Source organism: Streptomyces misionensis (assembly GCF_007896895.1).
Lineage (GTDB): Bacteria > Actinomycetota > Actinomycetes > Streptomycetales > Streptomycetaceae > Streptomyces > Streptomyces misionensis_A.
This window is the reverse complement of the sequence record NZ_VOGW01000101.1, coordinates 44,992-70,920: the sequence shown is the minus strand read 5'-3', so window position 1 is coordinate 70,920 and position 25,929 is coordinate 44,992. Positions and strand designations below refer to the sequence as shown.

The window sequence follows — 25,929 nt, the reverse complement described above, 5'->3', positions numbered from 1 at the left end:
TCCCTCCCGGCCGGAGTCGGGGGGGGTCAGCGCCGTCCGGCGATCCGCGCCAGCCGGCGCGCCTCGTCACGGGTGGCGCGGGCGATGGCGTCCTCGTCGACCGTCAGCAGCCGTCCGTCCTCGACGATCTGCCGGCCGTTCACGAAGGAGGCGGTGACCGGGGCGGCCGCGCCGAAGACCAGGGCGGTCACCGGGTCGGCGATGGAGGAGTGGGCGAGGGTGTCCATGCGCCACAGCACGAGGTCGGCCAGCTTCCCGGCCTCCAGCGAGCCGGTCTCGGCGGCGCGGCCGAGCACCCGGGCGCCGCCGTGGGTGCCGAGCCGAAGGGCCTGCCGGGCGTTCAGCGCGGCCTCCTTGTGCGCGCCGAGCCGGTTGATGAGCAGGGCGTTGCGCAGCTCGGTGTGCAGCTCGCCGGACTCGTTGGAGGCGGTGCCGTCGACGCCGAGCCCGACCGGGACGCCGGCGGCGAGCAGGTCGGGGACCCGCGCGATGCCCGCGGCCAGCCGGGCGTTGGACGAGGGGCAGTGGGCGACACCGGTCTTCGTGCGGGCGAAGGCGGCGATGTCGGAGTCGTTCATGTGGACGCAGTGCGCCATCCACACGTCCTCGCCGAGCCAGCCGGTGGACTCGAAGTAGTCGGTGGGGCCCATGCCGAACAGCTCGTGGCAGAACTTCTCCTCCTCCACGGTCTCCGAGCCGTGGGTGTGCAGCCGTACGCCGAGGCGGCGGGCGAGTGCGGCGGCTTCACGCATGAGGTCGGTGGAGACGGAGAAGGGGGAGCAGGGCGCGACCGCGACCTGGGTCATCGCGTCGGCGGAGGGGTCGTGGTGCTCCCGTACGGTGGCCTCGGTCGCGGCGAGCGCGTCCTCAAGGGTCTCGACGGCGAAGTCCGGGGGCAGGCCGCCGTCCTTCTCGCCGCGGTCCATGGAGCCGCGGGCGAGGGTGAAGCGGACACCCGTCTCCCGGGCGGCGTGGATGATCGCGCCGGACAGGTCGCCGGCGCCCCGGGGGTAGACGTAGTGGTGGTCCATGGCGGTGGTGACGCCGCCGCGGGCCATCATCGCGAGCGAGCCCTGGGCCGCCGCGTGGGCCATGGGCTCGTCGATGCGCGCCCAGACCGGGTAGAGCGCGACGAGCCAGTCGAACAGGTTGTGGTCGGTGGCCAGGCCCCGGGTGATCCACTGGTAGAAGTGGTGGTGGGTGTTGATCAGTCCGGGGGTGGCGAGGTGCCCGGTGGCGTCGATACGGCGGACGACGCCGTCCAGGCCCTCGGGTGCCGTGCCCGCGCCGAGCGCCTCGATGCGGTTGCCGGCGAGGACCAGGTACCCGGAGGCGTACTCGGTGTCGTCGGCGTCGACGGTCGCGATCGAACAGTTCTCGATGACGATGCGCTGGGCTGCTGCCATGTTTCGTCCTTTTCGCTCAGCGGACTTCTGTGGGGAGGGCACGGCAGGACCCTGGGAGATTTGAGTGCCGCGGCCGGAGCCCGGTGGGGTGGTACCCCGGCCGCGGGTGCCGAAAAGGAGGAGGGTCAGAGGTTGGTGAGGTCCACCGGGATCCTCGGCTCGCAGCCGTCCCGCAGGACGGTGGCCTCGATCAGGCCGTAGGGCCGGTCGGCGGCGAAGTAGACCTCGTTGTCGTTCTTGAGCCCGAACGGCTCCAGGTCGACCAGGAAGTGGTGCTTGTTGGGCAGGGAGAAGCGGACCTCGTCGATCTCGCCGCGGTTGTTGATGATGCGCGAGCCCATCTGGTACAGCGTCTGCTGGAGGGAGAGCGAATAGGTCTCGGCGAAGGCCTGGAGCATGTGCTTCTTGACCTGCTCGTAGGACTTCTCCCAGTGCGGCATCTTCTGCTCGTCGGCGGTCCAGTTGAACCGCCAGCGGGCGGCGACCGAGGTGGCCAGGATGCGGTCGTGGGCCTCCTGGAGGGTGGTGTACTTGTCCTTGACGTAGCCCCAGAACTCGGAGTTGGTCGAGTTCATGACGGTCAGGTCCTTCAGGCCGGAGACGACCTCCCAGGACGAGCCGTCGTAGGTGATCTGCGTCAGCCGGGTCTCCTGGCCCTTGCGGACGAAGGAGTGCTTGACCTCGTCGGCGCCGATGAACCTGGAGTTGGCCTCGGAGGTCTCGATCCGCTCCCAGGCGTACTCCTCGATCCGGATCCGGGCGCGGTGGATCGGCTCCTGCGAGGTGACGAAGTGGCGGGCGAGGTGGATGCCGAACTGCTCGGCGGACTCGATGCCGTGCTCCTTGGCGAACGCGAACACCGTGTTCTTGGTGGTGTCGGTCGGCAGTACGTTGGCGTTGGAGCCGGAGTAGTGGACGTCCTCCATGTCCCCGCTCAGCGAGACCGAGACGTTGAGGTCCTTGATGTGGTGGGTGGCCCCGTCCCGCGTGATCCTGACGACTCGGTTCTCGGCCTTGCCGTACTGGTTCTGTCCCAGGATCACAGGGCGGCCAGGGCGGGAATTGACGGTCATGTAGCTAGCTCCCTCGGTAAACGGAGTAGCCGAACGGGTTGAGCAGCAGCGGTACGTGGTAGTGCTCGCCCGGTACGACGGCGAAGGTGATCGCCACTTCCGGGAAGAACACGGCCGGTCCGCTGTCCCGAGTCGCGGGGGCGTCCTGCTGCGCATCGGCTTGCTGGTTCGCTGTTCGCTCTTCGAAGTACGGCTCCACGGCGAAGTCGAGCCGCACGTGAGTGGTCCCGGCCGGCAGGTCCGGCAGGTCCTTGCACCGGCCGTCGGCATCGGTCGCGGAGCCGCCGAGCGCCCGCCAGTCCGCCGCGCGCCCGGAGCGGGCGCTGAGGTGGACGGCGACGCCGGCGGCGGGGCGGCCGATCGAGGTGTCCAGGATGTGCGTGGACACGGAGGCGGTGGTGCTGGTGCTCATGGGTCAGGCGTCCTCTTCGACGAGTCGGGCCAGTCGGATGCGGTTGATCTTCCCCAGCTCGGTGCGGACGATCTCCCGCTCCCGCTCGGGTGTGTTGCCGATCCGCTCCTTGACCGCGTCCCGCATCTGCTCGCCGGTCCGCCCGGTGGCGCAGATGAGGAAGACATGGCCGAACTTCTCCTGGTAGGCCAGGTTGAGTTCGAGCATCTCGGCCTTGAGCCGGTCCGAGGCGCCGGCCATGCCGCGCTGTTCGCGGGCGGAGGCCGGATCGCCCGGCCGGGGCCGCCCGATCGGCGGGTGTCCGGCCATCGCCTCGTCGAGGTCGGTGGCGGTCAGCTCGGCCGTGGCGGCGTCGCTTTCGGCGTAGAGCTCGTCGGGGGTGGCGTAGGGGCGAGCGGCGGTCAGCCGCCGCACCCACGCGGTGGAGGCGCACGCCTCGTGGAGGACGGCGGCGGCCGCCCGCTCCTCCAGATCGTTGAACCGGGCCAGGCCCGGGGGCGTGAAAGTCGACGTCACGGGAGCCTCCGTGGCCTGTTTCGGCCTTCGTGCTGAACGGGCTGCCGATAGCTAACGCCCCGGAAAACGCCGCGTCAACACTTTGTTGAAAAATCCGCGTAACAAGCCGGGCGGGCCCCCGGTGGCTTCAGGCGCCCTTCTCCCGGTTGAGGTAGTTGTAGACCGTGAAGCGGCTGACGCCCAGTGCGCCCGCCACGATCTCCACGCCGTGGCGCACGGAGAAGGCGCCCCTCGCCTCCAGTATCCGCACGACCTCCTGCTTGGCCTTGCGGTCCAGTTCGGCCAGCGGCCGGCCCTCCTTGCGCTCCATCGCGGCGAGGATGTGGTCGAGGGAGTCGGCGAGCTGGGGAAGGCGTACGGCGACGGCGTCGACGCCCTCCCAGGACAGCACGACATCCTCCGGACCGGCCTCGCCGGGCGGGAGCATGACCCCGCCCATGGCGTCGACCAGCGGCTTCACGGCCGCGATGAACGACTCGTCCCCGGTCATCCAGCACCCTCCCCGTCGTCGCCCAGGACGTTGACCTGGAGCGAGATCCGGGTGGCGCCGGCCTCGAGGCTCCTGCGCAGGAGCGCGTCCACCGAGGCCAGCACCCGCTCGGCGGCGCCTTCGGCGGTGTTGCCGAACGGGCCGACGTCCACCGCGTCCAGCCCCGCCGTCTCTATGACCTCCCGCGCCGCCAGGGCGTGGGCGGGGGCCTCCTCCAGGTCGAAGGGTTCGGTCGTGAACTCAACTTTCAATCGCACGCGCACAAGGTAGCGCGCGGCGCGGACACCGGGACCCCCCGTCGGCGACCGGTCCGCGGACCCCCTTGACAAGCACCGGCACCCGACGGCAGTCTTCCATTACGCAGAAACGAACTTCCGTAATACGGAATTACGACCACGGAAGGGAGCGCGTCCCGAATGCCAGGTTTCGACTTGAGCACCGCCGCAGACCAGCGCTTCGACGTCAACCTGTCGATCCTCTTCACGGAACTCCCGCTCCTGGAGCGCCCCGCGGCCGCCGCCGCGGCCGGCTTCACCGCGGTCGAGCTGTGGTGGCCCTGGATCGACTCCCCCACCCCCGAACACGCGGAACTGGACGCCCTGAGGCGGGCGATCGAGGACGCGGGCGTCCGGCTGACCGGGCTGAACTTCTACGCGGGCCGGCTGCCGGGCCCGGACCGCGGCGCCCTGTCGGTCCCCGGCGAGGAGTCCGAGCGCTTCCGCGCCAACATCGAGGTGGCCGCCGGCTTCGCGCACTCCCTGGGCTGCACGGCGCTCAACGCGCTGTACGGCAACCGGATCGAGGGCGTGGACCCGGCCGAGCAGGACGCGCTCGCCCTGGAGAACCTGACCCTCGCGGCCCGGGCCGCCGACCGGATCGGCGCCACCCTGCTGATCGAGGCGCTGAACCGGCCCGAGTCGCCGTCGTACCCGCTGGTGTCGGCGCCGGCCGCGGTGGAGGTCGTCGACAAGGTCAACGCGGCGACCGGCCTCGGCAACGCGCGGTTCCTGATGGACCTGTACCACCTGGCCATGAACGGCGAGGACCTGCCGGCGGTGATCGACCGGTACGCGGCGCACACCGGCCATGTGCAGATCGCCGACAATCCCGGCCGCGGCGCCCCCGGCACCGGCTCGCTGCCGCTCGCGGAGCTGCTCGGCCGGCTGCGGAAGGCCGGTTACGACGGCTGGGTGGGCCTGGAGTACAAGCCGGGCGACCGGCCGAGCGCCGAGGCCTTCGACTGGCTCCCCCGCGAGGCGCGCGCGGCGCGCTGAACCCCCGAACTTCGCACGGCAGTTGAGAGAGGCCTTTTGAGCATGAGCACTGTTGCGGATTCCTCCCGCCCCGCCCGTCCGGCGATCGCCTGGATCGGCCTCGGCATCATGGGCTCCCCCATGTCCGAGAACCTGATCAAGGCGGGTTACGACGTCACCGGCTACACCCTGGAGCAGGCGAAGCTGGACCGGCTGGCCGCCGCCGGCGGCCGGGCCGCCGGCTCGATCGCCGAGGCCGTGCGCGACGCCGATGTGGTGATCACGATGGTGCCCGCGTCGCCGCAGGTCGAGGCCATCGCCTACGGCCCGGACGGCATCCTGGAGAACGCGAGGCCCGGTTCGCTGCTGATCGACATGTCCTCGATCACCCCGCAGACCTCGATCGACCTGGCCGCCGCCGCGAAGGACAAGGGCATCCGGGTGCTGGACGCCCCGGTGTCCGGCGGCGAGGCCGGGGCCGTCGAGGCCGTGCTGTCCATCATGGTCGGCGGTGAGCAGGCCGACTTCGACCAGGCGAAGCCGGTCTTCGAGGCGCTCGGCAAGACCATCGTGCTGTGCGGCCCGCACGGCTCGGGGCAGACCGTCAAGGCCGCCAACCAGCTGATCGTCGCCGTGAACATCCAGGCGTGCGCGGAGGCCGTGGTCTTCCTGGAGAAGTCCGGCGTGGATCTCCAGGCCGCGCTCGACGTCCTCAACGGCGGCCTCGCGGGCTCCACCGTGCTCACGCGCAAGAAGGACAACTTCCTCGACCGCGACTTCAAGCCGGGCTTCCGGATCGACCTGCACCACAAGGACATGGGCATCGTCACCGACGCGGCCCGCAGCGTGGGCGCGGCCCTGCCGGTCGGCGCGGTGGTCGCCCAGCTGGTCGCGTCGCTGCGCGCCCAGGGCGACGGCGGCCTGGACCACTCGGCGCTGCTGCGGGCCGTGGAGCGGTTGTCCGGCGCGCAGGTCTGACGGCCCTTCGAGGGCCGGTCCCCAAGACGTCCGGGCCGCGGTGCCGTCGACACCTGTCCCGTCGCGCCCATGCGGCGCCGCGGCCCGGATTCAAGTTCAACAAACTGTTGACGCCTTGTTCACCCCACTCCTAGGCTCCACGCAGACTTCTAGGCTCCACAAGGCGGAAGACCTTTTCCGCCGCCACCCGCATGGAAGGTCCACGATGTCGCAGCGCGTGCTCACGACAGAGTCCGGCGCCCCGGTCGCCGACAACCAGAACTCCGCCACCGCCGGCGTCGGCGGCCCGCTCCTGCTCCAGGACCAGCACCTCCTGGAGAAGCTCGCGCGCTTCAACCGCGAGCGGATCCCGGAGCGGGTGGTGCACGCCCGCGGCTCCGGTGCGTACGGCCACTTCGAGGTGACCGACGACGTCACCGGCCACACCCACGCCGACTTCCTGGCCGAGGTCGGCAAGCGCACCGATGTGTTCGTGCGGTTCTCCACGGTCGCCGACAACCTCGGTGGCGCGGACGCCGTGCGCGACCCGCGCGGGTTCGCGGTGAAGTTCTACACCGAGGAGGGCAATTACGACCTCGTCGGCAACAACACCCCGGTGTTCTTCATCAAGGACCCGCTGAAGTTCCCCGACTTCATCCACTCGCAGAAGCGGGACCCGTTCACCGGCAAGCAGGAGCCGGACAACGTCTGGGACTTCTGGGCGCACGCCCCGGAGGCCACGCACCAGGTGACCTGGCTGATGGGCGACCGCGGCATCCCGGCGTCCTACCGGCACATGAACGGTTACGGCTCGCACACCTACCAGTGGACGAACGCCGAGGGCGAGGCCTTCTTCGTCAAGTACCACTTCAAGACCAACCAGGGCGTCCGGTCCCTGTCCACCGAGCAGGCGCAGGAGCTGGCGGGCAAGGACCCCAACTCGCACCAGACGGACCTGCTCCAGGCGATCGAGCGGGGCGTGTACCCGTCCTGGACCCTGTACGTCCAGATCATGCCGGCGGCCGAGGCGGCGGACTACCGCTTCAACCCCTTCGACCTGACCAAGGTGTGGCCGCACCGGGACTACCCGCTGCGCCGGGTGGGCCGCCTGGTCCTGGACCGCAACCCGGACAACGTGTTCGCCGAGGTCGAGCAGGCCGCGTTCTCGCCGAACAACTTCGTGCCGGGCATCGGGCCCTCGCCGGACAAGATGCTCCAGGGCCGGCTGTTCGCCTACGCGGACGCCCACCGCTACCGGCTCGGCGTCAACCACACGCTGCTGCCGGTCAACTCGCCGAAGGCGGTTCCGGGAGGCGCCAGCAACTACGGCCGCGACGGCTTCATGGCGTCCAACTCCCAGGGCCGGTACGCCAAGAACTACGAGCCGAACTCCTACGACGGACCCGTGGAGACCGGCCGGCCGCTGTCGGCGCCGCTCGCGGTATCCGGTCACACCGGCACCCACGAGGCGCCGCTGCACACCAAGGACGACGACTTCTTCCAGGCGGGCGAGCTGTACCGGCTGATGTCCGAGGAGGAGAGGTCCCGGCTGGTCGCCAACATCGCCGGCGGCCTCGCGCAGGTCTCCCGCGACGACGTGATCGAGAAGAACCTGGCGCACTTCCACGCCGCCGACCCCGAGTACGGCAAGCGCGTGGAGGAGGCGGTCCACGCCCTGCGCGAGGACTGAGCCCGTCTGTCATCCGCAAGCGGCGTACGGAAGCTGATCCTGGATCGGTGCTTCCGCACGCGGCCCGCGCGGTGCCGTACGGCCCGGATGAGGGGTCGCCGTACGGCACCGGCGCGGGCAGGGCGAGGACCGCGGCGGCGTGCGAGCCAGTGCGGTGGTCAAGGAGCGGGGCACCCGTCTCGACCTGAGGGAAGGGTCTTCCGCCTCCGTCGCACCCCCGCGGTCCCACTCGCCCGACCGAAACCCCGTCCGGCGGCGCGAAAGCCCTGTCGCGCCCGACTCGCGCCGCCGGACGGCACCAGCACCCCCGCTCCCTACGCCGGTTCCCCACCCGCGGCGAGGGAGCGTTCGGCGTTGTCGAGGAGTTCCTTGTAGGTGAGGACCTCGACACGGGCGACATGGGCGTTGTACGTCCGCAGGGTCTCCCCGATCTCCTCCTCGGGCACGTCCGGATGCAGACCGGGGTGCCCGACGAGCACCAGCGCGCCGGCCCTGCGGGTCTCGATGCCGAACTCCGCGCGGATGCGCGTGCGGTGCTCGTCCAGCCCGACCAGGTAGTTGACGGCCTGCCCGACGGCCTCGTGCACCGCGTCGGCCGGCACCCATGCGCTGCGGTGCCGCCTGATCAGGGGCCTGTTGAGCCCCATGGCCCGCTTCAACTCCACGATGTGCAGGGCGCCGTCCGCGCGGATCAGCGGAATGTCCACCTCGTCACCGGGCACCAGCCGGCGCCGGGCGGCCTCGCCGACGTACCGGCCGCCGAAGATCCAGTGATTGCCCTGCAGGGCACGCTGGAGGTCCGCTTCCGAGGCCGTCGGGTCCTTGACGACGGCCCGCAGCGCCCGGAGGCCGGCGTCACGGCGCCGGAGTTCGGCGGCCTGGAGGATCAGCCGCCCGTCGCGGTCGGCGGCGAGCAGCGCCGGCGCCTTTGGCGAGGCGGCGATGCGGCGGGCCTGCTCCGCGGGATCCTCGATGTCGATCCGGCCGCTTCTCAGCAGCCGCTCCAGCCACAGGGAGGTCTCCGCCATGCCGCGCGGGATGACATAGCGCCCGCCCCGGCCGGTCGTCCGGGGCCCGGAGGAAGCCCGTGTCGGCGCGTTGGGCCCTGAAGTGGCCGAGCACGTCTTCCGCGCTCGCGCCGGGGTGGTCCCGCAGATACGCCTCGCTCGCCGCGACCAGCCACTCGTGCATGGCGCGCAGGGAGGACGCCACGAAGTCGCGGTGCCGCTCCTTGCGCGCCCCGTCCTGGAAGAGCCGGTACCGCTCGGCGAAGTCCGGCTTCAGGATGCGGCCCTCCGCGTAGTCCAACGAGTCCTGGAGCAGGCGGACGACGTGCCACTCCCCCGCGCCCGCCGCGGCCGACCGGGCCGCTTCCAGGAGCCGTACCAGCTCCTTGCCCTCTCTGCGTCTCCCCGCGCTGCCGCTGTGCATGTACGCGAGGACGGCCGCCAGTGCCGGGTGCACGGTGTCGCCGGCGGCCTCCTTGCACACCTCGCGCAGCTGCCACTCCAGTGTCATGTCGCTTCGCACGCCCATGCCGGGAAGTGTGGCGGCCGCCACTGACAGCGGCGGGTGCCGATGTGCGTTCTTGGGCGGGGCGCCGCACGCTGAAGGCATGGGACATCCGGCACAGCACCCGCACATCGTGGTCCACGCACCCGCCCTGGACGGCTCCCGGCGGGTCACCGAGGGGGAGGTGACGCTGGGGCTCGCGTCGCACCTGGACGATGTAGTGGAGATCCTGCGGCTGGCCGACCTGGACCGAATCGAGGTCGAGGAGGACGACCTGATCGAGTGGCAGGGAGGCGGGCCCGAGGACTGGCCGGGGCTCTCGGAGCACGAGGTGTAGCGGTGGACGGGAGGAAGGGGCGGCCCCGAGCGGGGCCGCCCCTTCCTGGTGCCGGGGTCGTCAGGGCTTCAGCGGGCTGATGGCGGTCGGGGCGTGGGAGCGCTCCGTGGCCAGGGGCTCGAACTCGGTGATGTCACTGATGTCCATGGTGCGGCTCATCGAGATGTTGGTGATCCGCTCCAGGATCGCCTCGACCACCACCGGCACCCGGTACTCCGCGGCCAGCTTCTTCGCCTCTTCGAACGCCGCGCCCAGCCGGTCCGGTTCGGTGACCCGGATCGCCTTGCAGCCGAGGCCCTCGGCGACCTTGACGTGGTCCACGCCGTAGACGCCGATCTCGGGGGTGTTGATGTTCTCGAACTCCAGGTTGACCTGGAAGTCGAGGTCCAGGCCGAGCTGCGCCTGGCGGATCAGGCCGAGGTAGGCGTTGTTCACCAGGACGTGCACATAGGGGATCCGGTGCTGGGCGGCGGCGGCCAGTTCCTCGATCAGGAACTGGAAGTCGTAGTCGCCGGACAGGGCGACCACCGGCGCGTCCGGGTCCGCCTTGGCGACGCCGATCGCGGCCGGGATCGTCCAGCCGAGCGGTCCCGCCTGGCCGCAGTTGATCCAGTGCCGGGGCTTGTAGACGTGCAGCATCTGGGCGCCGGCGATCTGGGAGAGGCCGATCGTGGTGACGTACCGCGTCTCGGGGCCGAAGGCCCGGTTCATCTCCTCGTAGACGCGCTGCGGCTTCATCGGCACGTCGTCGAAGTGGGTGCGCCGCAGCAGCGTGGCCTTGCGCTCCTGGGTGGCGGCGACCCAGTCCGTGCGGTCGGGCAGCCGGCCCGCGGCCTTCAGTTCCCGCGCCACCCGCACGAAGAGTTCCAGCGCCGCCTTGGCGTCGGAGACGACCCCGTAGTCCGGCGGGAAGATCCTGCCGATCTGGGTGGGCTCGATGTCGACGTGCACGAAGGTACGGCCGCGCCGGTAGACGTCCAGCTTGTAGCCGGTGTGCCGGTTGGCCCACCGGTTGCCGATGCCGAGGACGAAGTCCGACTCCAGGAAGGTGGCGTTGCCGTACCGGTGCGAGGTCTGCACGCCGACCATGCCGGCGTTCAGCTCGTGGTCGTCGGGCAGCGCGCCCCAGCCCATCAGGGTCGGGATGACCGGCGTCCGGGTCAGCTCGGCGAACTCCGTGAGCAGTTCACAGGCGTCGGCGCCGATGACGCCGCCGCCGGCCACGATCACCGGGCGCTCGGACGCGAGCAGATAGGAGATCGCCTTCTCGATCTGGGCGCGGGTCGCGGCGGGCTTGTACACCGGCAGCGGCTCGTACGTCTCCGGGTCGAACTCGATCTCGGTGAGCTGGACGTCGATCGGCAGGTCGATCAGGACCGGGCCCGGCCGGCCGGAGCGCATCAGGTGGAACGCCTGCTGGAAGACGCCGGGCACCTGGGCGGCCTCCAGCACGGTCACGGCCATCTTCGTCACCGGGCCCGCGATGGCGGCGATGTCGACGGCCTGGAAGTCCTCCTTGTGGATCACGTTCGTGGGCGCCTGGCCGGTGATGCACAGGATCGGGATCGAGTCGCCGGTGGCCGAGTACAGGCCGGTGATCATGTCGGTGCCGGCCGGTCCCGACGTGCCGATGCACACGCCGATGTTGCCCGGCCTGGCCCGGGTGTAGCCCTCGGCCATGTGCGAGGCGCCCTCCACGTGGCGGGCGAGGGTGTGGTGGATGCCGCCGCCCTCCTTGAGGGCCTTGTAGAACGGGTTGATCGCGGCGCCCGGCACACCGAAGGCGTCGGTGACGCCCTCGCGCTTGAGGATCTCAACTGCCGCGCGGGCAGCGGTCATACGAGCCATCGAGTACTCCTGCCTCGGTGTCGGATGCGTACTCCCGTCGCGCCCCGCGGTGAGCACGGTGTTCGCAAGGTCCGGGCTCGGCCTGACCTGGGCCCGGACTTTCGCATAGCGGAATTCACTTTCTGCTATCTGGAAGCAATGTAGGGGTGAGTGTCGGCCTCGTCAAGAGACGCCAAGACACCGGGCAAGCGCCGGACAAACGCCGTACGAGGGGGCACCATGGGGTCGCTGTCCCGAGGTGTCGTGCGAGAGTGAGTGGGCCATGCCCGAGAGCGTGCCGGTGCGTTGTCCGGCCTGTCGGCGTGAGCACGTCTACACCGCCCCGGCGTATCCCTGCGTGTGCGGGGCGCCGACCGCGCCGCGGCTGGATCCGGTCGCCGCGCCGGTGGTGGCCGCGCACCGGTCCTGGGACGACGAGTGGATCGCCGTGCCGTGCGCCGGCTGCGGGCACCTCGGCCACTGGCCGCAGCCGGAACTGGGCTGCCCGTGCGGCACGGTGCTGCGCGTCCCGGTGGCGGGCGCCGCCGCGGATCCGGGCGCCCCCGGGGACCCGGCGCCGTCCGACGCCGCCCCGACGCGCCGCGCCTTCCAGCCGCACGCGGTGCGCACCGCCCGGGACGCGGTCACCGCGACCGCGCTGTATCTGCGCTGGCTCGGGTACGCGGACATCCGCCGCGCCGACCAGCGGCCGGTGAACGGCATCGGGCTCGCCGCGCGCGGGCTGCTGGCGCAGGTGGACCCGACCGTACGGCCCGCCGCGCCGCGGGACGTGGAGTGCCTGTGGCTGACGGCGATGACGGAGTCCGCCGACTGCGTCTACTTCTCCCTCGCCGGGTACACCGACGCCGCCCGCGGCTGCGCGGACGCCCTGCGGGTGCCGCTGTTCGTGCTGGACCTCGCGGGCGTCCCGCAGCCGGTGAACGACCGCGCCGACGCCCTGAACGCGGACGGCGCCCCGGTTCCGGGGCGCCGTCCGCGGGACCGGCGGGGCTGAGGGCGGGGCGAGCGCCCCGGCCCCGGTTCAGTCCCGGTACCGCTCGCGCAGTTCGATCTTGCGGACCTTCCCGGAGACCGTCATCGGGAAGGAGTCGAGGATCGTCAGCCGGCTGGGGACCTTGTAGTGGGCGAGCCGGTCCCGGCAGAAGTCCCGCAGTTCCTCCAGGGTGAGCGGGTCGGCCGGGTCGCGCGGGATCACGCAGGCCAGCACCTCCTCGCCGTACTTCTCGTGCGGCACCCCGACGACCTGGACGTCCCGGATCTTCGGGTGGGCGTAGAGGAACTCCTCGATCTCGCGCGGGTAGACGTTCTCACCGCCCCGGATGATCATGTCCTTGATGCGGCCGACGATCTCCACGTAGCCGTCCTCGCGCATCACCGCGAGGTCCCCGGTGTGCATCCAGCGGCCCGCGTCGATGACCTCGTCGGTGCGCTCGGGTTCGTCCCAGTAGCCGAGCATCACGCTGTAGCCCCGGGTGCACAGCTCGCCCGCCTCGCCCCGCGGCCGGGTGACACCAGTGGCGGGGTCGACGATCTTGACCTCCAGGTGCGGCAGCACGCGGCCGACGGTGGCGGTGCGGTGCTCCAGGTCGTCGTCGGTGCGGGTCTGGAGGGAGACCGGCGAGGTCTCGGTCATGCCGTAGCAGATGGCGACCTCGGCCATGTGCATCTCGGCGACCACCCGCTTCATCACCTCGACCGGGCAGGGCGAGCCCGCCATGATGCCGGTGCGCAGGCTGGACAGGTCGTAGGAGGCGAAGTCCGGCAGGTTCAGCTCCGCGATGAACATGGTCGGGACGCCGTACAGGGACGTGCACCTCTCGCGCTGCACCGCCTCCAGGGTGGCCTTCGGCTCGAAGGACGGGGCCGGGATCACCAGGCAGGCGCCGTGCGAGGTGGCCGCCAGGTTGGCCATCACCATGCCGAAGCAGTGGTAGAAGGGGACCGGGACGCAGATGCGGTCCCGCTCGGTGTACTTGACCAACTCCCCCACGAAATAACCGTTGTTCAGGATGTTGTGGTGGGAGAGGGTCGCGCCCTTCGGAAACCCGGTCGTGCCCGAGGTGTACTGGATGTTGATCGGGTCGTCGCAGGACAACTCCGCCTCGCGGGCCCTGAGTCGGTCCCGGTCGACGGTGGCGCCGCGGGCGGTGAACGCCTCCCAGGACGGGTCCCCGAGATAGACGACCTCCCGCAGTGCCCGGCAGCGGCCGCGGACCTCCTCGATCATGGCGCGGTAGTCGCTGGTCTTGTGCGCGACGGAGGCGAACAGCAGGCGGACACCGGACTGGCCGAGGACGAACTCGACCTCGTGGGTGCGGTAGGCCGGGTTGATGTTGACCATGACGGCGCCGACGCGGGCGGTGGCGTACTGCACGAGCACCCACTCGGCCCGGTTGACCGCCCAGATGCCCACCCGGTCGCCCTTGGCGACGCCGCTCGCCAGCAGGGCGCACGCGAGCCGGTCCACGTCGGCGTCGAAGGCGGCGTAGGTCCAGCGCCGCCCGGCGGCCACGTCGACCAGGGCCTCGCGGTCCGGCCAGGCCGCCGCCGTGCGGGCGAGGTCGGCGCCGATGGTGTCGCCGAGCAGCGGGGTGGTGCCCGTGCCGTGCGTGTACGACAACTGCCGTGCGGTCACCGGAAGTCCTCCTCGCGGTACTCGTCCTCCGAGCCCTCGGCGGTGGCCTCGCGCAGCTCGATGCGGCGGATCTTGCCGGAGACGGTCTTGGGCAGCGCGCCGAACTCGAGGCGGCGGATGCGCTTGTAGGGGGCGAGCACCTGGCGGGAGTGCTCGAAGACGAGCTTGGCGGTGTCGGGTCCGGGCTCGTAGCCCTCCGCGAGCACGACGTACGCCTTGGGCACGGCGAGCCGCAGTTCGTCCGGGGCGGGCACGACGGCCGCCTCGGCCACCGCCGGGTGCTCCAGCAGCGCGCTCTCCAGCTCGAACGGGCTGATCTTGTAGTCGGAGGCCTTGAAGACGTCGTCGGCGCGGCCGATGTAGGTGAGGTAGCCGTCCTCGTCGCGGGCGGCGATGTCGCCCGTGCGGTAGTAGCCGCCCGCCATGGCCTCGGCGGTGCGGTCCGGGTCGCCGTGGTAGCCGGCCATCAGGCCGACCGGTCGCGCGGCGAGGTCCAGTGCGATCTCGCCCTCGGTGGCGCCGGGCGAGCCGGTGACCGGGTCGAGGAGTTCCACGCGATAGCCGGGGCTGGGGCGGCCCATGGAGCCGGTCTTCAGCCGCTGCCCGGGGCTGTTGGAGACCTGGACGGCGGTCTCGGTCTGCCCGAAGCCGTCCCGGATGGTCAGCCCCCAGGCGCGCCGCACCTGTTCGATGACCTCGGGGTTGAGCGGCTCGCCCGCGGCCACCACCTCGCGCGGCGGGGTGCGCAGCTGCCCCAGGTCGGCCTGGATGAGCATGCGCCACACGGTCGGCGGGGCGCAGAAGGTGGTCACCCCGGCCCGGTCCATCTCGGCCATCAGCCGGGCCGCGTCGAACCGGCCGTAGTTGAAGATGAAGACGGTCGCCTCGGCGTTCCACGGGGCGAACAGATTGGACCAGGCGTGCTTGGCCCAGCCGGGCGAGGAGATGTTCAGATGGACGTCGCCGGGCTTGAGGCCGATCCAGTACATGGTGGCCAAGTGGCCGATGGGGTACGAGACATGGGTGTGCTCGACCAGCTTGGGGCGGGCGGTGGTGCCCGAGGTGAAGTAGAGCATCAGGGGGTCGTCGGCGCGGGTCGGGCCGTCGGGTGTGAAGCCGGCGGGGGCGTCGTACGCGTCCTCGTACCGCGCCCAGTCCTCCCCCGGCGCGCCGCCGACGGCGATCCGGGTGTACGTGCCGGGTACCTCGGCGAACTTGGGGGCGTCCTCGGAGCGGACGATCACATGCCTGATCCGGCCGCGCTCGACGCGGTCGCGCAGGTCGGCGGGGCCGAGCAGCGGGGTGGCCGGGATGACGACCGCGCGCAGCTTCATCGCGGCCAGCGCGGTCTCCCACAGTTCGGCCTGGTTGCCGAGCATGACCAGGACGCGGTCCTCGGCGGCGACGCCCCGCGCGCGCAGCCAGTTCGCGGCCCGGTCCGAGCGCTCGGACAGCTCGGCGAAGGACAGTTTCGTCTCGCGGCCGTCCTCCTCCACGATGTGCAGCGCGGTGCGGTCGTTGCCGGCGGCGATCACGTCGAACCAGTCCAGCGCCCAGTTGAAGTGCTCAGGCCGGGGCCACGCGAACCCGTCGTGGGCGGTGGCATAGTCCTCGCGGTGTGCCAGCAGGAAGTCCCGTGCGTTCCTGAAGGCCTCGGTCGCCGTCGTCATCCGTCGTCCTCCTATGTTCCCGGCCATCACCGGGCGGCTCCCCGGCATCGTCCAACCCGTGACGCAGGTCTCACTACCCCCGAACGGGGGTGTGGTCCCCGCGGTGGACACGCGCTCCCGGGTGCCGTTCCCGCTCGGGCGCCCGGCCGACCGCGGCGACGGCTGCACGGCGATCGCGTCGAACCGGTCCCGCGCGCCCGGTCGGCGCGGTCACCGCCGCTCTCCGCCCTCCTCCGTAGCCCTCCGCCGCCCCGTCGGCGAAGCGGACCAGCTCCTCCGCCCTCCTCCGTCGTCATCCGCCGTCATCCGCCGTCATCCGCCGTCATCCGCCGTCCTCCGCCGTCCTCCTGTGTTCCGACCATTGCCGGGCGGCTCCCCGGCATCGTCTAATCCGTGATGCAGGTCTCAATCCCCCCGAACGGGGGTGTGGCCCGCGCGTGCACGGGGGTGTGGTCCGCACATCAGCCGCACCGAGGGAGCGACGAGTGACAGCACAGGCCGTGACGGTGGTGGAGATCCGCGGGGCGCTGCTCAGCCTGCGGCGGGCGACCGGGCTGCCGGTCGCGTTCGGCGGGCTGGTCGAGTCCGGCCGGCCGCAGGTGCGCATCAGCGAGCTGAGCGGCACGGCCACGGCCGCGCTGCGCTGTCTCGCGGTGTCCTCCGGCAGCGGTCTGGGCGGCAAGGCGGTGGCGCTGGCCCGGCCGTGCGCGGTGACGGACTACTCCAGCTCCCGGCAGATCAGCCACGAGTACGACGTGCCGGTGGCCGCGGAGGGCATCCGCTCGGTGCTCGCGGTGCCGGTGGTGGTGCGGCGCCGGGTGCGCGGGGTGCTCTACGGCGCGCTGCGCTCGGCCCAGCCGCTCGGCGACCGGGCGCTGGGCGCGGCGGTGGCGGTGGCGCGGGACGTGGAGCAGTCGCTGGTGGTGCGGGACCAGGCGCGGGAGCTGCTGGCGGCGGTCCGGCCGGAGCCGGCCGGCGACGCGCGGGCGGCCGACGGGGCGGGGACGGCGGTCTGGGAGCAGGTGCGCGAGGCCCACGCGGCGCTGCGCGCGCTGGCGCCCCGGATCAACGACCCGGCCCTGCGGGCCGAGTTGCTCGCCGCCTGCGGACTGCTGACGGCGCCGCGCCCGGCCGGCGGGCCCGCTCTGGCGCCGCGCGAGCTGGACGTGCTGTCCTGGGTGGCAGCCGGTGCGACCAACGCCGCGGTGGCCGAGCGGCTGGGGTTGCGCCCGGAGACCGTCAAGGGTTATCTGCGGTCGGCCATGCGGAAGTTGGGCGCTCACACCCGAGGGGAGGCGGTGACCGCGGCACGCAGGGCGGGGCTGCTGCCGTAGCCCCTCGGAGAGGAAGGAAACCTTCCCATTCATGCGCGGACGCTTTGAATTTCCTCATGCTTGACCGTTTGTTATTTCCCTCACCACGGCTTCCGTCCGAATTTCCAGGATCGTTGCCTAGAATTTGGCCCGGACACGACATACGAGGGGAGCGGTGACCGTGCGACGGGACTTCCAGGAGCCTGCGAGGTGCCGCTCCGACCTGGTCATAGGCCGCGAGGAGCGATGCGCCGCCGCCCGCGCCCAACTCGCCTCCGGCGGCAGTGTGCTGCTTCACGGATCGGCCGGAATTGGGAAATCGACCATCCTGCGGGCATTGGCAGAGGAATACGCGTCCCCCGCGCACACCGTGCTGCGCTGCTCGGCGACCGAGTCGGAATCCCACCTTCCCTTCCTCGCCCTCGCCGACCTCCTCGGCCTGGTCCTCGACGACGTCTCCCCGCGGCTGCCCGCAGCCCAGCGCACCGCCCTGGAGTCGGCGCTCACCGGGCGCGGCGAGTCCAGCCTCCAGCGCGACGGCCTCGCTCTGCGCCTCGCGGTGCTCTCCGCGCTGCGCGCGCTCGCCGACCACGGCCCGGTGCTGATCGTCGCCGACGATCTGCAGTGGCTGGATCCGGCCAGCGCCGAGCTGCTCGGCTTCGCCGCCCGCCGCCTCGGCGGCACCCCGGTCCAACTGCTGTGCGCGGTACGGACGGAAGGGCAGGAGAGCCAGGAGTACGACCGTCATCTGCGCTCCTGCCCGCCGGACACCCTCGCCGTCCGGCTCGGCCCGCTCTCCCACCCCCAGGTCGCCGAACTGCTCGGCCACCGCGGCCACGGGGGCCTGCCCCGCTCCACGGTCCGCGAGATCTACCGCACCAGCGACGGCAACCCGCTGTTCGCGCTCGAACTCGGCCGCGCCCTCGCCGGAAGCCCCACCCCGCCCCGGCCCGGCGAGCCGCTGCCGGTGCCCCCCTCGCTGCGCGCCCTGGTGCTCAGCCGCCTGGACATGCTGTCGGTGGAGGCCCGCCGCACCCTGCTGGTGGCCAGCGCCGGTGCCCGCCCCACCCAGGCCCTGCTGCACGCGGCCGGACGGGAGAACGCCGAGGCCGAGTGCGCCCAGGCCGCCGAACTCGGGCTGCTGGCCACGGAGTCGGACGCGCCCGCCGTACGCTTCGCGCACCCCCTCATCTCCGCCGCGCTGTACGCGGAGGCACCCCCGCAGGAGCGGCGCGCCGCGCACGCGGCCCTGTCCACGGCCGCCTCCGACCCCATCGAGCGCGCCCGCCACCTCGCCCTCGCCACCACCGGGGCCGACCCGGAGGTCGCCGCCCGGCTCGCCGAGGCCGCCGCCCTCGCCCGGGACCGCGGCGCGCCCTCGGTCGCCGCCCAGCTGGGGCTGCTGGCCGCCCGGCACACCCCCGCCGACGACTCCCCGAGTCCGGAGGAACGGCGCCTGACCGCCGCCGAGGACGCCATCACCGCGGGCGAGGTGGACCTGGCCCGGGACATCGCCCGGGAGGTGCTGACCCGGGCGAGCGTACCCGCCGAACGGGTGCGGGCCTGGATCATCGTCATCGACACCGCGGGCCACACCATGGCCGAGGTCGACGCCTTCTTCCCGCAGGCCCTCGCCGACGCCGGGGACGACCCGCGGCTGCTGGCCCTGGTCCACTACCAGCTGGGCTGGCGGGCGCTGATCGTGGAGGGCGACTTCACCGCGGCCCGCGAGGCCGCCGCGCACGCCGCCGAGCTGGCCGCGCGCGGCAAGGACCGGCGCACCGAGCTGCTGGCCCTCGCCTTCCAGGCGCAGACCGAGACCTTGATGGGCCATCCGGAGGCGCCGCGCACCATCAAACGGGCCCTGCGCGAACCCCAGGACCCCCGGGTGGCCTGGCACCACAACGGGGCGGGCAGCGCCCGGTTCCGCTGGCTGGTCATGGGCGACCAGCTGGCCGAGGCACGGGCCACGGTCACCGGGCTGCTGCGCGAGGTGCGCCGGCGCGGCTCGGTGGAGAGCGAGGTGCACTTCCTGCGCGGCCTGGCCGAGACCGAACTGCGCGCCGGGCACTGCGGGCGCGCCCTGGACCTGGCCCGCGAGAGCCTGCGGCTCGCCCGGGACTCCGGGATCGGCGAGACCGCGTCGGCGATGCTGACCTCGCTCGCGGAGGCCTCCGGCGGGGACGTGGACCGGGCGCTCACCCTCGCCCGGGAGGCCGTCGAGCACGCCGAGGGGGACGGCGACCAGATGTATCTGTCGCGGGCCCTGGGCGCCCTCGGGCACGCCCAGTTGGTGGCCGGGGACCCGGTGGGCACCGTGCGCTCGCTGCGCCGGGTGCGCACCCTGGAGCTGGGCCTCGGCATCACCGACCCGGCGCGCGGCCGCTGGCAGGGCGATCTCGCCGAGGCGCTGGTCCGCACCGGCGAGCCCGCCGAGGCGCAGGACGTCATCGACACCGCCCGGGAACACGCCCTCAGGCTCGGCCGGGAGAGCGTGCTCGCCGTCCTCGACCGCTCCGAGGCCCTCGTGCGCGCCGCCCAGGGCGCCACCGAGGCCGCGCTCGCCCAGCTGAGGTCCGCTCAGGACCGGCTCGGCAAGCTGGGTTACGGACTGGAGGAGGCGCGGGCCGCGTTCGCGCTGGCCCGGCTGCGCGGCCGGCGCCCGGGGGCCGCGGCCTACGACGAGGCGACGAGGCTGTTCCGCCGCTGCCGGGCGCTGCCCTGGCTGCGCCAGGTGGAGGAGGCCCTCGCCACCCTCGACGCGGAACCGGTGCGGGCGGTGCGCGACACCCTGGACGCGCTGGACGTGCTGGCCGCGATGGAGCGTCAGGTCGCGGCGCTGGTCATGGAGGGCGCCACCAACAGGGAGATCGCCGCCCGGCTGTTCATCAGCGTCAAGACCGTCGAGGCCACGCTGACCCGGGTGTACCGGAAGCTGGGTATCCGGTCGCGGGTCGACATCGTCCGATTGGCGGCAGGTCGGCGCGCGCACTGAGCACGGCTCTTGTTAACTGAACCGGACCGAGGGTTTTCCCTCACCCAACCCCCTAGGGGGTTCCCTCATTGGGAGCCGAGGGTTCCGGGACCTAGCGTAATGGGCGTGCCGCTCGCCCGGGCACAGGGGGTCGGTCCCGCGACCTCCGTGCACAACCCCGCCCGTGCGAACCCCCCACCGGTGCAACCCACTGAGGAGACTCATGTTCGGGCCCAGACGTGCCAGACAGACCGCCGCGAGCGTGCTGGCCGGCGCCGCCGCGGCGGCGACCGCGCTGCTCGCCGCCCCCACGGCGAGCGCGGCCCCCCAGCCCATCGTCGGCGGTACGGCGACCACCACGGCCGCCTACCCGTTCGTCGTGCAGATCACGGACGCGGCCGGCAGCCAGTTCTGCGGCGGCACGCTGGTGGCCGCCAAGAAGGTGGTGACGGCCGCGCACTGCATGGCCGGCGAGACCACCGGCAGTGTCCGCGTCGTCGGCGGCCGCACCAGGCTCGACGGCACCGACGGGACGGTCAGCCGGGTCGGCAGGATCTGGGTGAACCCGGACTACCGGGACGCCACCCAGGGCGACGACGTCGCCGTGCTGACCCTCTCGACGGCGATGCCGTACAAGCCGGTGTCGTACGTCTCCTCCACCCAGACGAACGTGTACGCGGCCGGCACCACGGCGCGGATCCTCGGCTGGGGCACGACGTCGGAGAACGGCACCTCCGCCAACCAGCTGCGGACCGCGACCGTGCCGGTCGTGTCCGACTCCGGTTGCCGTTCCTCCTACGGTGCGGACTACGTGCAGTCCGACATGGTGTGCGCCGGATACAGCTCCGGCGGCGTAGACACCTGCCAGGGCGACAGCGGCGGTCCCCTGCTCATCGGGGGCGTCCTGGCAGGGATCACTTCTTGGGGCGAGGGGTGCGCGGAGGCGGGGTACCCGGGTGTCTACACCCGGCTGACCACCTTCTCGGACCAGGTGACCGCACAGGTCGACTCGTGACCCGGAAGAACTCCCGAGCATCCCTCGGGTAAGGCCAGGGGGGCGTTGCGAGCGACCACGAGCAGCCCGCAACGCCTCCCTCTCCACGTCCACCCCCGTGGGACGCGGGGCTACTTGTCGGCGGTGAGGCGTCCCGCCGCGCCCCAGCTGTCCGCGGGCACCTCGTGGATCCACACCTGCACGCTCTCGGCGGGGACCCGGTAGGCGTCCACGAAGGCGTCGGTGATGCGCTTGACCAGGTCCCGCTTCAGCTCGGCGTCCCGCGGGCCCTGCTGGACGGTGACGATCGGCATGACTGAACTCCCTTGTGCCGGGCGGCCTTCGCCGCTCCTCTGCGTTGCCGGGGTCCAGTCCACCGCGTGGTGCGCCGCCGACCAAGGAGCAGTCCGCGACCGCGGCGATCAGCTTTCGTGATCGGCGCAGGCCAGCAGCAGGGTCTCCAGGTGCGGGGTGGGGTCCGCGGCCGGTACCGCGAGGCCCGTGGACAGGGCGAGGCCGGGGGCGCGGAAGGGGACGTAGGCCACCCTGGGGGTGTGCAGCACGCGCGCGTGGGAGGCGTAGACGACGGTCCACAGGGGCCGGGCCCCGATGGTGGCGAGGGTGTCCTGGAGGGAGCCGTTCAGCGGTCCCGGCGCCGGTTCGAACCCGGCCGCGTGGCAGGCGCCGACGACCAGGTCCACGAGGGCGGGGTTGTTGCGGCGGGGGGTGAGCGCGAGGGGCAGCGCGGCCAGGTCGGCCAGGTCGATCTCCGGGGCGCGGGCGAGCGGGTGCGTGGCGGGTACGGCGGCCACGAGCGGGTCGGGCCACAGCGGCAGCACCCGTACGCCGGGCGGGGGTTCGGCGCCGCGCACGAAGGCCGCGTCGAGCCGGCCGGCGGCGACGCGGGCCAGCCGTTCCCCGACCGGCAGCGAGCACAGCTCCACCGGGACGCCGGGGGCCCGCTCGGCGAACGCGGCGAGCACCCGGTCCAGATGGGTGCCGAGCCCGGTGCTGGTGCCGAGCCGCAGCCCCTCGGGCGGGACGACGGCGGCGCGGGCCCGTTCGGCCGCCGTGAGCACGGCGCGCGCCTCCGGCAGCAGCCGTTCGCCGGCCGGCGTCAGCCGCACCCGGCGCGGCGAGCGGTCGAACAGCTCGGCGCCCAGCTCCCGTTCCAGCCGCTGTATCTGCTGACTCACCGCGGACTGCACGATGTGCAGCCGGTCGGCCGCCCGCCCGAAGTGCAACTCCTCGGCGACGGCGACGAAGTACCCGAGCTGCCGCAGTTCCATGGGCCGACTGTAGACGGTCCCGCCACCGGGAATGGCCGCGGCGCCGGCCGCCGTTGCCGTGGGGGAGATCGATTCCGTCCAAGGAGCAGAGATGACCGAGGCGTTGGTGCTGGGTGGCGGCGGAGTGGGCGGGATCGCCTGGATGACCGGGCTGCTCGCGGGACTCGCGGATGCGGGACAGGACGTCACGGGGGCCGGATTGCTCGTGGGGACCTCGGCCGGGGCGGCCGTCGCGGCCCAACTGGGCAGCGGACTCGGCCTGGAGGAGCTGTACGCGCGGCAGGTGGACCCCGCGCGTCAGGCCGCGGAGATCATGGCCGAGCTGGACCTGGAGAAGTTCACCGAGTGGTTCGGCGCCGCGCTGGCCACCGCCTCGTCACCGGCCGAACTGCGGCGCGCCGTCGGGCGGATGGCGCTCGCGGCACGGACGGTCGGCGAGGCGGAGCGGCGGGCGGTGATCGAGTCCCGGCTGCCGGTCCACACGTGGCCGGAGCGGGCCTTGAAGATCGTCGCGGTGGACGCGGAGAGCGGTGCCTCGCGCGTCCTCGACCGGGACTCGGGGGTCAGCCTGGTGGACGCGGTCGCGGCGAGCTGTGCGGTGCCGGGGGTGTGGCCGCCGGTGACGATCGGCGGGCGCCGCTACGTCGACGGAGGGGTTCGCTCCGTCGCCAACGTCGACCTGGCCGCCGGCGCGGACCGCGTCCTGGTCCTGCTCCCGCTGGGCGACGCCGAGCCCTTCCCCAGCGACCACCCCCTGGACCGCACCGTCGCCGGCCTGCGGGCCGGGGGCGCCGAGGTCACCCTGATCGCCCCGGACGAGACGGCCACCGCCGCGATCGGCCCGAACCCCCTGGACCCCGCGACCCGCCGCCCGGCCGCGGAGGCGGGACGGGAGCAGGGACGGGCGTTGCGGATCGGCTGAGGCGGACCGGGTGCCCGGGCGGCCCGCCGCCCGGGCCGCGCCGGCGGCCCCGCCTCCCGGTCAGGGCACCTGGTCGCACACCGACGGCAGCCACGTCTGGTCCGGGGCCCGGGTGAGGGCGTCCAGGTTGGTGAGGAGGCCGTCGAGGTGGCCGGGGTGGGCCAGGTAGTCGATGGTGGCCTCGGCGAAGGCGTCGCGGACGGTGGGCGGCATGGCGTCCGAGGCGTCGAAGCAGTGGGCCGCCTGCCGGTCGAGGAGGGTCGCGGCGAGCCCCCGGTGCCAGGCGGGACCCGCGGCGCCGGGGGCGGGCTGGGCCCCGGCGTGCACCGAGAAGCCCGACTCCGCGGTGCTCCAGGCGCGTTGGACGTCCGCCGAGGCCAGGTAGCGGATCAGCTGCTTGGCCTGCGGGGTGGCGTGCAGCAGGGCGACCAGGTCGCCGGAGACCTCCCAGGCGTTGTGCGCGGTGGCGCCGGGGATCAGCCGGGCCGAGGGTTCGTAGCGGCCGTCCACCCGTCGCCACGCGTCGGACTGGGTGCGGATGAAGGACGCCTGGTGTTCGAGCGTGCAGCCGCGCGGGTGCGCGGCGACCGGCGCCGAGGCCTTGCCGTAGTCGGTCTGCAGGGTACGGCGCAGCAGGGTGTCGGAGGTGCCCGCGCCCATCAGCAGGCCCCAGGTCTTCCATGCCTGCCGCACCTCGGGGGAGCGCCAGGACAGCCGGCCGCCCGCCCAGGCCTGGTAGGCGCGCGGGCCGTGTTGCTGGAGCAGGATGTCCTCGATCCAGTCCGTGCCGGGCCAGCCGCTGGTCGCCCCGGAGCCCATGCCGACGCACCACTGCTCCGGTCGGTCCCTGGCCTGTCCGCGCTGCCGCTCGCTGGTGCCGGCGGGGTACCACACGATGCTCTTGAGGTCGGCCTTGAGCGGGAACCAGTAGACATGCCCGTCCGCGAGCGGCGTCGCCCAGGACGTGCTGAAGTCCTTCTGCGGGATGAGGTCCTCGAGCGGCTGGAGCTGCTTCTGACGGGCGTAGTCGGCGAGTTCGCCGGGGCCGGTCAGCACCACGACGTCCGGCGGCGTCCCGGACTCGACGTCGGCGCCGAGCACCTGGCTCTCGGCCGAACTGCCCTGGTAGTCCACGCGCACGTGGTACTTCCGCTCGAACGGCTCGATCACCGTCCGCCGCAGGTTGCCCTCGTCGTCCCCGGTCCAGTTGGCCAGCAGGGTGACGGTCGGCTCCCGGCCGGCGGCGCGGGCGCCGAGGACGACGGCCGCCGTCAGCAGGGCGAGGCAGCTCGCCACCACGGCGACGGTGCGGGCGCGGCGGCGCGCGGGGCCGCCGCCCGGGTGCGCGCTCACCGCGGCCTGAACCGGTACTCGTCGATGTGCCGCCGCAGTCCCGTCTCGGCCAGTGCCATGACCAGGACGCCTCCTATCAGGATTCCCCCGGCCGCCGAGGCCCGGAAGCCGGTGTGGGCGAGGTGCGCGGCGGTCTCCCGCCCCGCGTCGGTGATGGCCGGCCCGGTGAGCCGGCGGTCGAGCAGCTGCCGGGTGTCCGTCATCCCCTGGTGCGTCCACACCGTGAACAGCAGGGTGACGGCGAGCCCGGCCGCGAGCAGGGCGCCGGCCGCGAGCAGCCCGCGGTTGTAGCGGCGCCGGAAGCGGCGGCGCAGGAACAGCTGGGTCTCCAGCAGACAGCCGGCCAGCGCGAGCGCGATCACCAGGGTGGCGGCCCAGCCGAGCCACAGCAGCGGGCCGAAGGAGGTCTGCCGGTGCACGGCGGCGCGCTGCTGTTTCTGGAGGACCTTCAGCCTGGCCAGTATCCCGGAGCCCTGGTCGGTCAGGATGCTGGTGGCGTAGCTGAGGTAGGCCTGCCGCAAGGCGCTGCCGGCCGGCTGGAGCTGCGCCTGCTGGACCTTGACGGCGTAGACGGTGATCAGCGCGGCGACGGTCTGCAGGGCCTGCCGGCCGGACGGTCCGCCGACGTCGTCCCCGGCGGCGGCCGCGAGGCTCTGCGCGGCGACCGAGATCTGCTTCTGGAAGTCGCTGGTCGGGGTCGCCGCCCCGGCGTCCTGCTCCGCCTCGCCGAGGGCGTACAGCGCGGTGTCGATGGACAGCACCGCCGGGGCGCTGGAGGTGCGCAGCGGGTCGGCGTCGCCGTGCACCCCCTCGTAGGACACGAACAGCGACAGCGTGAGCAGCGCGGACAGGGCGAGCAGCAGCCGGTGCCGCACGGCGAGTTCGTGGGCGGTCGTGCTGGCGCCCGGGGCCGGCCGGGGGCGGCGGCGCCCGCCGAGCACGCGCGCCACCGCGCCGAGGCCGCCGTCCGCCGGTGCGCGCCGGCCCTCCTGGGGCACGGTGCCGGGCCCTGGCGCGCCCGCGGGCGCGCCGGAGCGGACCGGCGCGGCGGCGTGCGATTCCGCCGGGGGCGCGCCGGGGTGTGCGCCGGTGCCTGCGTGCGGGGGCATGGCGGCGCCCGGATCGGGGCGCGCGCCGGTGGCCGGGGCCAGGGGCGCCCCGGCGGCGGGCTCCGAGCCGCTCGCGTGGGCGTCGTACCCGCGCTCCCCGCGCCGCGCCGGATCTCTGTCGGGGCTCATGCGGACGGCCCCCTCAGCGGGCGGCCGCAGTCGCCGCCGCAGTAGGC

Annotated in this window: 23 protein-coding genes; 9 read left to right on the top strand and 14 right to left on the bottom strand. The window is 72.9% G+C overall.

The window, feature by feature from the left end; all coding sequences use genetic code 11:
* Positions 1-26: 26 nt before the first annotated feature.
* The 6 genes from FRZ03_RS17525 to FRZ03_RS17500 form a co-directional block, all read right to left on the bottom strand.
* A complete protein-coding gene (locus FRZ03_RS17525) occupies positions 27-1,406 on the bottom strand; it encodes an 8-oxoguanine deaminase (RefSeq protein ID WP_146466095.1) in 1,380 nt (459 codons plus the stop codon).
* Between the two features lie 125 nt (positions 1,407-1,531).
* Positions 1,532-2,479, bottom strand: a complete 948-nt coding sequence (gene pucL, locus FRZ03_RS17520; RefSeq protein WP_146466094.1) for a factor-independent urate hydroxylase — start codon at positions 2,477-2,479, stop codon at positions 1,532-1,534.
* 4 nt (positions 2,480-2,483) lie between these two features.
* Positions 2,484-2,891, bottom strand: coding sequence for a hydroxyisourate hydrolase (uraH, locus tag FRZ03_RS17515; protein WP_146466093.1), 408 nt, complete (start codon positions 2,889-2,891; stop codon positions 2,484-2,486).
* Between the two features lie 3 nt (positions 2,892-2,894).
* Complete coding sequence (gene uraD, locus FRZ03_RS17510) at positions 2,895-3,407, bottom strand: 2-oxo-4-hydroxy-4-carboxy-5-ureidoimidazoline decarboxylase (RefSeq protein ID WP_146466092.1); 513 nt, start codon at positions 3,405-3,407, stop codon at positions 2,895-2,897.
* Between the two features lie 127 nt (positions 3,408-3,534).
* Positions 3,535-3,897, bottom strand: coding sequence for a helix-turn-helix domain-containing protein (locus FRZ03_RS17505; RefSeq protein ID WP_146466091.1), 363 nt, complete (start codon positions 3,895-3,897; stop codon positions 3,535-3,537).
* Positions 3,894-4,154: a hypothetical protein gene (locus FRZ03_RS17500; RefSeq protein WP_186785474.1), complete on the bottom strand. Its 261-nt coding sequence runs from the start codon at positions 4,152-4,154 to the stop codon at positions 3,894-3,896. The genes FRZ03_RS17505 and FRZ03_RS17500 overlap by 4 nt, the downstream gene beginning before the upstream one ends.
* A gap of 159 nt (positions 4,155-4,313) precedes the next feature.
* Between FRZ03_RS17500 and FRZ03_RS17495 the strand changes: the two genes are divergently transcribed.
* The 3 genes from FRZ03_RS17495 to FRZ03_RS17485 all read left to right on the top strand — a co-directional run bounded on the left by FRZ03_RS17495 (position 4,314) and on the right by FRZ03_RS17485 (position 7,797).
* Positions 4,314-5,171 (top strand): TIM barrel protein, encoded by an 858-nt coding sequence (locus FRZ03_RS17495; protein WP_146466090.1) that lies wholly within the window; start codon positions 4,314-4,316, stop codon positions 5,169-5,171.
* Between the two features lie 42 nt (positions 5,172-5,213).
* Complete coding sequence (locus FRZ03_RS17490) at positions 5,214-6,128, top strand: 2-hydroxy-3-oxopropionate reductase (RefSeq protein WP_146466089.1); 915 nt, start codon at positions 5,214-5,216, stop codon at positions 6,126-6,128.
* A gap of 205 nt (positions 6,129-6,333) precedes the next feature.
* A complete protein-coding gene (locus tag FRZ03_RS17485) occupies positions 6,334-7,797 on the top strand; it encodes a catalase (protein WP_146466088.1) in 1,464 nt (487 codons plus the stop codon).
* 314 nt (positions 7,798-8,111) lie between these two features.
* Here FRZ03_RS17485 and FRZ03_RS40365 read toward each other — a convergent pair whose 3' ends face one another.
* Positions 8,112-8,825: a DUF4263 domain-containing protein gene (locus FRZ03_RS40365; RefSeq protein ID WP_261399205.1), complete on the bottom strand. Its 714-nt coding sequence runs from the start codon at positions 8,823-8,825 to the stop codon at positions 8,112-8,114.
* A gap of 587 nt (positions 8,826-9,412) precedes the next feature.
* Here FRZ03_RS40365 and FRZ03_RS17475 point away from each other — a divergent pair.
* Positions 9,413-9,646, top strand: a complete 234-nt coding sequence (locus FRZ03_RS17475; RefSeq protein ID WP_146466087.1) for a hypothetical protein — start codon at positions 9,413-9,415, stop codon at positions 9,644-9,646.
* A 60-nt stretch (positions 9,647-9,706) separates the two neighbouring features.
* Here the strand turns inward: FRZ03_RS17475 and gcl are convergent, their stop codons facing one another.
* A complete protein-coding gene (gcl, locus tag FRZ03_RS17470) occupies positions 9,707-11,494 on the bottom strand; it encodes a glyoxylate carboligase (RefSeq protein ID WP_146466086.1) in 1,788 nt (595 codons plus the stop codon).
* Between the two features lie 262 nt (positions 11,495-11,756).
* On the opposite strand from gcl, the gene FRZ03_RS17465 reads away from it, so the two are divergent.
* The gene (locus tag FRZ03_RS17465) at positions 11,757-12,488 is read left to right on the top strand and encodes a hypothetical protein (RefSeq protein ID WP_146466085.1); all 732 of its coding nucleotides are present in this window, start codon (positions 11,757-11,759) and stop codon (positions 12,486-12,488) included.
* 27 nt (positions 12,489-12,515) lie between these two features.
* Here FRZ03_RS17465 and FRZ03_RS17460 read toward each other — a convergent pair whose 3' ends face one another.
* Positions 12,516-14,129 (bottom strand): AMP-binding protein, encoded by a 1,614-nt coding sequence (locus FRZ03_RS17460; protein ID WP_186785473.1) that lies wholly within the window; start codon positions 14,127-14,129, stop codon positions 12,516-12,518.
* Positions 14,126-15,799: an AMP-binding protein gene (locus FRZ03_RS17455; RefSeq protein ID WP_146466084.1), complete on the bottom strand. Its 1,674-nt coding sequence runs from the start codon at positions 15,797-15,799 to the stop codon at positions 14,126-14,128. The genes FRZ03_RS17460 and FRZ03_RS17455 overlap by 4 nt, the downstream gene beginning before the upstream one ends.
* A 485-nt stretch (positions 15,800-16,284) precedes the next feature.
* On the opposite strand from FRZ03_RS17455, the gene FRZ03_RS17450 reads away from it, so the two are divergent.
* The 3 genes from FRZ03_RS17450 to FRZ03_RS17435 all read left to right on the top strand — a co-directional run bounded on the left by FRZ03_RS17450 (position 16,285) and on the right by FRZ03_RS17435 (position 21,101).
* Positions 16,285-17,133, top strand: a complete 849-nt coding sequence (locus tag FRZ03_RS17450; protein WP_146466083.1) for a helix-turn-helix transcriptional regulator — start codon at positions 16,285-16,287, stop codon at positions 17,131-17,133.
* A gap of 154 nt (positions 17,134-17,287) precedes the next feature.
* Entirely contained in the window at positions 17,288-20,107 is a 2,820-nt protein-coding gene (locus FRZ03_RS17445) for an ATP-binding protein (protein ID WP_146466082.1), read from the top strand.
* A 202-nt stretch (positions 20,108-20,309) separates the two neighbouring features.
* Positions 20,310-21,101, top strand: coding sequence for a S1 family peptidase (locus FRZ03_RS17435; protein WP_146466080.1), 792 nt, complete (start codon positions 20,310-20,312; stop codon positions 21,099-21,101).
* Positions 21,102-21,211: 110 nt separating this feature from the next.
* Here FRZ03_RS17435 and dmpI read toward each other — a convergent pair whose 3' ends face one another.
* Together dmpI and FRZ03_RS17425 are read right to left on the bottom strand one after the other, a co-directional pair.
* Complete coding sequence (gene dmpI / locus FRZ03_RS17430) at positions 21,212-21,394, bottom strand: 4-oxalocrotonate tautomerase DmpI (protein ID WP_146466079.1); 183 nt, start codon at positions 21,392-21,394, stop codon at positions 21,212-21,214.
* 108 nt (positions 21,395-21,502) lie between these two features.
* Entirely contained in the window at positions 21,503-22,369 is an 867-nt protein-coding gene (locus FRZ03_RS17425; protein ID WP_146466078.1) for a LysR family transcriptional regulator, read from the bottom strand.
* 91 nt (positions 22,370-22,460) lie between these two features.
* Between FRZ03_RS17425 and FRZ03_RS17420 the strand changes: the two genes are divergently transcribed.
* Positions 22,461-23,291: a patatin-like phospholipase family protein gene (locus FRZ03_RS17420; protein WP_186785472.1), complete on the top strand. Its 831-nt coding sequence runs from the start codon at positions 22,461-22,463 to the stop codon at positions 23,289-23,291.
* A gap of 60 nt (positions 23,292-23,351) precedes the next feature.
* Here FRZ03_RS17420 and FRZ03_RS17415 read toward each other — a convergent pair whose 3' ends face one another.
* Both FRZ03_RS17415 and FRZ03_RS17410 read right to left on the bottom strand, forming a co-directional pair.
* The gene (locus FRZ03_RS17415) at positions 23,352-24,644 is read right to left on the bottom strand and encodes an ABC transporter substrate-binding protein (protein ID WP_146466076.1); all 1,293 of its coding nucleotides are present in this window, start codon (positions 24,642-24,644) and stop codon (positions 23,352-23,354) included.
* Positions 24,641-25,882 carry a hypothetical protein gene (locus tag FRZ03_RS17410; protein ID WP_261399204.1) on the bottom strand — a complete coding sequence of 414 codons (1,242 nt, stop codon included), beginning with the start codon at positions 25,880-25,882 and terminating at the stop codon, positions 24,641-24,643. The genes FRZ03_RS17415 and FRZ03_RS17410 overlap by 4 nt, the downstream gene beginning before the upstream one ends.
* Positions 25,883-25,929 lie beyond the last annotated feature (47 nt).

Bases quoted from the DNA above. Each gene is read 5' to 3' on its own strand.
- FRZ03_RS17410 (WP_261399204.1), bottom strand. From the start codon at position 25,882: ATGAGCCCCGACAGAGATCCGGCGCGGCGCGGGGAGCGCGGGTACGAC.
- FRZ03_RS40365 (WP_261399205.1), bottom strand. From the start codon at position 8,825: ATGGCGGAGACCTCCCTGTGGCTGGAGCGGCTGCTGAGAAGCGGCCGG.
- pucL (WP_146466094.1), bottom strand. From the start codon at position 2,479: ATGACCGTCAATTCCCGCCCTGGCCGCCCTGTGATCCTGGGACAGAAC.
- FRZ03_RS17420 (WP_186785472.1), top strand. From the start codon at position 22,461: ATGACCGAGGCGTTGGTGCTGGGTGGCGGCGGAGTGGGCGGGATCGCC.
- FRZ03_RS17505 (WP_146466091.1), bottom strand. From the start codon at position 3,897: ATGACCGGGGACGAGTCGTTCATCGCGGCCGTGAAGCCGCTGGTCGAC.
- dmpI (WP_146466079.1), bottom strand. From the start codon at position 21,394: ATGCCGATCGTCACCGTCCAGCAGGGCCCGCGGGACGCCGAGCTGAAG.
- FRZ03_RS17435 (WP_146466080.1), top strand. From the start codon at position 20,310: ATGTTCGGGCCCAGACGTGCCAGACAGACCGCCGCGAGCGTGCTGGCC.
- FRZ03_RS17475 (WP_146466087.1), top strand. From the start codon at position 9,413: ATGGGACATCCGGCACAGCACCCGCACATCGTGGTCCACGCACCCGCC.
- gcl (WP_146466086.1), bottom strand. From the start codon at position 11,494: ATGGCTCGTATGACCGCTGCCCGCGCGGCAGTTGAGATCCTCAAGCGC.
- FRZ03_RS17425 (WP_146466078.1), bottom strand. From the start codon at position 22,369: ATGGAACTGCGGCAGCTCGGGTACTTCGTCGCCGTCGCCGAGGAGTTG.
- FRZ03_RS17465 (WP_146466085.1), top strand. From the start codon at position 11,757: ATGCCCGAGAGCGTGCCGGTGCGTTGTCCGGCCTGTCGGCGTGAGCAC.
- FRZ03_RS17495 (WP_146466090.1), top strand. From the start codon at position 4,314: ATGCCAGGTTTCGACTTGAGCACCGCCGCAGACCAGCGCTTCGACGTC.
- FRZ03_RS17485 (WP_146466088.1), top strand. From the start codon at position 6,334: ATGTCGCAGCGCGTGCTCACGACAGAGTCCGGCGCCCCGGTCGCCGAC.
- FRZ03_RS17525 (WP_146466095.1), bottom strand. From the start codon at position 1,406: ATGGCAGCAGCCCAGCGCATCGTCATCGAGAACTGTTCGATCGCGACC.
- uraH (WP_146466093.1), bottom strand. From the start codon at position 2,891: ATGAGCACCAGCACCACCGCCTCCGTGTCCACGCACATCCTGGACACC.
- FRZ03_RS17490 (WP_146466089.1), top strand. From the start codon at position 5,214: ATGAGCACTGTTGCGGATTCCTCCCGCCCCGCCCGTCCGGCGATCGCC.
- FRZ03_RS17455 (WP_146466084.1), bottom strand. From the start codon at position 15,799: ATGACGACGGCGACCGAGGCCTTCAGGAACGCACGGGACTTCCTGCTG.